This window comes from Loktanella fryxellensis (genome assembly GCF_900110065.1).
In the GTDB taxonomy this organism is placed as follows: domain Bacteria; phylum Pseudomonadota; class Alphaproteobacteria; order Rhodobacterales; family Rhodobacteraceae; genus Loktanella; species Loktanella fryxellensis.
This window is the reverse complement of the sequence record NZ_FOCI01000052.1, coordinates 1-5,793: the sequence shown is the minus strand read 5'-3', so window position 1 is coordinate 5,793 and position 5,793 is coordinate 1. Positions and strand designations below refer to the sequence as shown.

Here is a 5,793-nt window from a genome sequence, read left to right as displayed (position 1 = left end):
ACCGCGCAAAAATGCCCAACCATGGGAACCAACCACCGCCGGTGCCATAGCCAGGAATGATGCGCTCCGCGCATCGAAGTGTCTGGGTCGGGCGCTCTGGCGGAACTGGAGCGGATACCACCGCCGGAGCCGCGTCGAGACAAAGATGCATTGTGTAAAGCTGCTGGGCCAGCGGCTGATGGCTCGGGACTTCGACCGCCAGGTCGCGGAGGTCCAGGTGCGCATCGCTATCCTGAATGGCTATACCGCCCTTGGCATCCCCGTCACAAAGGCAGTGGCATAAATCCGTCTGGGGTAAGGGGAAAACCGTCCGTCAGCTGATTTGCGCAACAGAGTCGGTTGACTTGGGAAAAGCCAGTCGGGCGATATCGATTCAGTAGAGAGGCTGTCCAAATTGACTGCTCTACCATGAACAGCATCAGCCGACGAGACTGCGGATCAAGTTGGGCTTTTGCCTTTGCCCAGAGACACCCCATTGCTTGAGCTGCTCGGGGCAAGAAGAAATGATGAAGATGCGTGACCCCAACTTGGTCCATTCTTGCACGCTCATGCGTCATGTGCATGGGTGGAATTTCAATTTTAGGCATATCATCTGGGAGCGACATTTCAGCAATTCTGTTAATGATAGCTAGGTCGCTGGCGTCAGGTTTTTTCTCGTACCTTGATTTTCCGACGCTGTAAGTGATGAAGGAGGGTGCCCGTTTGGGCGTATTGATTTCTTTGCCACTGGTCGGATCAATTTCAGTCACATAGAGCTTCTCGAGACGCTTCTTTGTAAGTTCCGCGCCGCAATGGGGGCAAGGGAATTCCTCCCGCACCCGTTTGGTGTCCTCGTCCAACGCCTCGTCAGTGAAGTTTACCTCACCAGCGCATTCCGGACATGTATACAGCTGCGTCCAGACGGTGAATTCAATCCGGCCTTTCGTCTTGCCATCCGAATGCAGAGTCTCATACATCCAGCAGATTTCGCGTTCGACGTCGCGCAGTAGTTGCTTGCCTGCCTTGGCGAAGGCATCGACGTCGAAGGGAAGGTTGTAGCTAGCGCCGATGAACGTCGCAGCGGGCGACAGGTCGTTCAACACCACTCGCCGCGCACCCCATTTGGGCGCGGGGGTGCCTGCCTTCTTCCACTCCATCTCCAGCTTGTGGCGATAGACTGCGGGCGCGGTACCGCACCATTGCGCCGCCACACCGGTCATCCCCGAACCGGCGAAGCCATCCAGCACGATATCGCCGGGCTCGGTGTAGTGCAGGATCGACGGCACGATGGCCAAGTGCGGCACCTTGGTATGGTAAGAATGCGCCTTGTAGATCGGGTCTGTCTTCCCCTCGGACACGTCAATCGCCATCGGCTCGCGTGCATACTTCTCGGTCGAATCGTAGGGGCGACCGTAGTGCGTCACGAACTCCGCCAGCCATGGGTTCGGGCAGGCGGTGTAATAGGGCGGATCCGACATCGCAAGGATCGCCTCATCTGTCCCTTTCGGAAACCCCTCCTGAGCCCGGAAAGCAGGATCCTTCAGCTTGTCCGCCAGAAGGCCAAGGAAGTGGTCGCGTCGTGCATCCTCGCTCGGGAAGGTCATGCCAAGGCACTCGACCGATCCGCCGCTCTTCCCGCTTTCCATCTTCAGTTGGTCACTCATGGGTCATCTCTTTCAAAAAGGGGGAAGGCTGGCGGTCACTCAACAACAAATCGCAACTTCGTAGTGTCCTTGCCCTTGCAGCGGTCGTTCAGGAAAGCCTCGAACCGCTTGCGCAGGTCTTCGGGCGTTGCGGGCGATCCGCCTTGCAGGAGTGCGGCCTTGATGTCGTCGCTGCCGACATTGACCTTCTCCAGCCCGGAGAGCGCGTCCTGAATGGCGGAAGCAAAGTCACCAGTTACAGGGTCGGGGAGGGCCTTCGCCGTTACGAACCCCTCGACCAGACTGCGCGCCGTTGGCTTCAGCAGATCAAGGTTCTCCTGGATCGTCGGATCTTCGAGGTTGTCGAGCAGCGTCTGCTGCCAGCCATCGATCAGGCGGTCCAGCTCTTCATCAAGCTGCTTCAGGATATTGGCCGCAGGCAGCATGTCGCCCTGCTCATTGGCGGGCTTGAAGCTGCAGTGCGGGCACATCGGGCTGGCGGACAGTTCCGACTCCAGAAGCGACGCGCAGCTTTTCAGCTTCTCAAGCTTGTCCTCGTAGCCGGTAAGCTGGCTGGTGGGCATGAGCGAAACGTTCATCAGCGTCCGCATCGAGGCAAGCCGGGGGTCTTTCCGCAAAGACGCCTTGGTCTTGTCCTCGGCGACACCAAGACGCGCCCGGCTGTGCTGCGCGATGTAGGCGGCGACGTAGTCTTTTTTGAGCTTGGCCAGCGTCTGACGATATTCGGCCGCGTGTTGGGCCGTGCGATCGCTGGCCAGCTTCTCGAGGAGCTGCTTGCGCACATCCTGTGCCTGCTTGACCCAAGGATGGTTCGGCATGAGGACCATTTCCGCCTGGGAGAGGTAGCCTGCAACGGCGCCGAGGTCCGCGATCAGATCAAGCATGGCCTCGACAGCTTTCAGCACGTCTAGGTTCTTGGTCTGGGCGGCGATATCTTCCAAGCCGATGCGCAGGTTCTTGAGCTTGCCCACCGTGTTGTAGGGGGCAAGACTTTCCGAGAACGCCTTGAGTCCATCAAGTTTCGAGCGCCAGTCCCGGATCTCCTCGTCGCGCAAAAGCGGTTGGCCCCAGAAGCTGAGACGACCCGCCATATCATTCGACGAGGACAGAACGCGCCGCGTGAGTTTTCCGACTTCTTCCTGCAGCAGCTTCACCGGCTCATCAGAGCCTTGGGTCGCCTGTTGCGCGAGACCAGGGGGCAGCCCCAAGACCTCGAACAACGACCGGAGGATAGCGACATTGATCTCCTTGGGGGCTTCGACATGCTTGAACTGCTTCAGTTCGTCGAGGGGACGCTCAGCAAGCGACGTGATCTTGCTCGAGTCAATCTTGTCTCCGGTGATGGCAAGGACGATGTCGCCGGAGTAAACCAGTCCGCCGAGAACGACCGCCAGCAGGTCAGGCTCGAGGCGAAACTTGATAGGCGCGAAGCACTCGACCTCGGCATCGCCGCTGATCAGCTCACTGCGGTTCAGCACCTGGCCATGGCCTTTGGCTTTCAGACGGTTCAAGACCTCCAGCGCATAGCGCGACCGCGTCGGGTCAATCCGATCGCCATCGAGCATCTCGAGCCCGTCAAGAATGACGACAGCATCCTTGGTGCGGTTAGCTCCGGCCAGCACGCGAAGTGCATTGCCTAGCAGCTGCTTTCGGTTGGAATCGGTCACTAGAGCCGAGAACCCTGGGTACTCGGGCGCGACCTCGCCAAACTGATTGTTCAGCGCAAGGCCCGAGATCGCATTGACCACGTCGCGAAAGTTGATCCGTTCTTCTGGGCCAAGGCGCGCTTTCTCACGAAGCGAAACCCCCTTGGACCACTCCTGCAGCGCCTTCGACTTACCCTGATAGGTAACCTCAAAAGCCGACATCTGCTTTTCCTGCAGCCATTTGCTCATGTCGCGAAGAGCATCCTTGGCCTTGTCGAGATAGACAGACTTCGCTCCACCGCTGGAAGTTGAGGCAAGATCCTGCGCCGCGGCGTAGAATGACAAATGCCGCCTGAAAGCGTCATCGGGGTTCTTCAACCGAAAAAACACCTCATCTGCCTTCTGGTCATCGCGAAAACGCGGTGGCTCAAATGGCTGGATGAAGTAGATGTAGAAATCGCGCTCCGGCTGCGCCGTAGGCCGGTCGTTGGGGGCACCGAAAAACAGATAGCCACTCCGCTCAACGCGGCGATCTTGCCACTCGATCTGGTACTGCCATATCTGGTGACCCGTCACGTAGGACGTCTCGTCCATCCGCTCCATCAGCTGCCGGATGGCACTGTAATAGGCACGATCCAATGCGTCATTGGACAGCGCATCAGCACGTTTTTCGACCTGTGCGTCGTAGTCCACGTCCTTCTTTAGGTCGAGGAAATACTGTTCGGTGTCCGCGGCCTTGGAGATGAACTGCCCGTTGACGGTCCGGATTGTCTCTCGCAAGACAGTTTGGACGAGCGAAAGTAGATCGGCCTCAGGATCACCGCCCATGTCTTCGATGCCAGGCTGATAAAGGCAAAGCGTATCCCGCAATTCCTCGGCCGTAGGACCGACGGGGACATAGATGTCGCCGCCCGTTGTCAGACGGTGGACAGCGAGCCCATCGATGATCCGAAGCGCCATGGGCCTGTACTGCGGTCTCGTAAATGCTTTTCGAACGCGTTCTTGCAGAACCTCAGAAACTTTCAGCACCGGGCCGATATTCGGATCGGCGCGCAGCACCCCATTGGAAGTGACCGTCTCCCAAAACTTGTCATAGCCGATTAGCCCAGGTCGATCCTGAGGAACTTCGTCCTTCAGCACGGCCTGAATCTGGTCTCGAAGCGTGACCAGCGCACCGCGCTTTTCAGTAAAGACCAGCCGCTCGAATGTGCCGATGTAGTCGGGATGAACAGGGAAAAGCCGAACGTATTCGTCCATTCGCTCGTTCATCGATCCATAGAACTTAGCGAATGGCGTCAAATAGGTCCGGATCTTGTTCTGCTGGTCCGCAGTCTTCTTGAGCAGTCGCTCAGCCACCACGAAACTTACGTCCTGGCGAGCGAGAAGCACCTGCGTGAAGCGGTCCTTCACGCGCCGAAGGCTATCCGAGACATGCTGAAAGCGGCCACTGTCGAAGATCGCCTCCTGAACGCCCGCGACGAAACGGAAGCGCAGGTGCTTGGTCACCTCGCCAATTTCACGCAAGAACGACAGATCCAACACGAGGTCGTGGTCGCGCCGGGATCGCAGATATTCGAGGAACTCGTCGACCACGAGGAGAACGCCATGGTCAGGATGCACCTCTGAAAACGCAGCCATCATCTCTTCAAAGGCGGACTTGTTGTTGACGACCTTGTCAGCCGGGGGGAACGAATAGGTAACCCCGTGCTTCTCGAGGAACACCTCCAACTGCTGGGTGATGATGTCCCGGAGGGACATCTGACTGGATACCTCGATACGATGAACCTTGAATTTTCCAGCAATCGCTCCGGCGGCTTCCGCCACCTTCGGATGCCGGACCATCGGCAGGTAAGCCGCATCTTCCGCTACGAGCGACAGCACAGACATCAGGTGAGACTTACCGGTCCCGTAGTTGCCGACGACCAGCACCCCTTTGTGATCCACGCTCTCGTCAAATGAAAGCTGCGGGATCATCTGATTTGCGATCCGTTCGGCCATGTCGTCTGAAATGACGTAGGTCGAAACGAGTTTCTTGGCTTCCTCAGGACGGTTGGCATCCAGGAGCTGAATCACCGACTCGATCGGCTCGAACTGAATCAAATCGCCATAATACATGGGCATCCCCGTTTCCCTTTCAATTTACTCTAAAAAGGATCGCGCCATCGGCGCTTTGATCCGGCTCTGTTGCACAAATCCGAGAGGGATTCATGTTGTGAATCCAGTGTGGTAGCTGGCCCGCATGAGCAAACCGACATCACTTACCTACAAGACGACGAACTGGGCTGATTACAACGCGGCGCTGAAGCGCCGCGGATCACTGACGATCTGGTTCGATCCCGAGATGAACTGGGATGCCGAACCTTCCGGCAAGAGGGGCAGGTCGCGGACCTTCAGTGACGCCGCCATCCAGACGTGTCTGACCATGAAAGTGCTTTTCGGGATGGCGCTTCGGCAGACGACGGGCTTCGTCGAGAGCCTGCTGCGGCTCACGGGGCTGGACTGGG

4 protein-coding genes are annotated in these 5,793 nt (G+C 58.0%); 2 read left to right on the top strand and 2 right to left on the bottom strand.

Annotation, left to right across the window (positions count from 1 at the left end; genetic code table 11):
- Window positions 1-283, top strand: a 283-nt coding sequence (locus BMX16_RS16950) for a transposase (protein ID WP_342707815.1), incomplete at its 5' end; no start/stop codon positions are given.
- On the opposite strand, the gene BMX16_RS16945 is transcribed toward BMX16_RS16950, so the two are convergent.
- Together BMX16_RS16945 and BMX16_RS16940 are read right to left on the bottom strand one after the other, a co-directional pair.
- Window positions 264-1,643, bottom strand: coding sequence for a DNA methyltransferase (locus BMX16_RS16945; RefSeq protein WP_089905939.1), 1,380 nt, complete (start codon window positions 1,641-1,643; stop codon window positions 264-266). The two genes, BMX16_RS16950 and BMX16_RS16945, sit on opposite strands and share 20 nt — an antisense overlap.
- Window positions 1,644-1,678: 35 nt before the next feature.
- Window positions 1,679-5,410 carry a DUF6079 family protein gene (locus BMX16_RS16940; RefSeq protein ID WP_218139947.1) on the bottom strand — a complete coding sequence of 1,244 codons (3,732 nt, stop codon included), beginning with the start codon at window positions 5,408-5,410 and terminating at the stop codon, window positions 1,679-1,681.
- Window positions 5,411-5,528: 118 nt separating this feature from the next.
- Between BMX16_RS16940 and BMX16_RS16935 the strand changes: the two genes are divergently transcribed.
- A partial coding sequence (locus BMX16_RS16935; RefSeq protein WP_177174724.1) for a transposase occupies window positions 5,529-5,793 on the top strand: 265 nt, incomplete at its 3' end.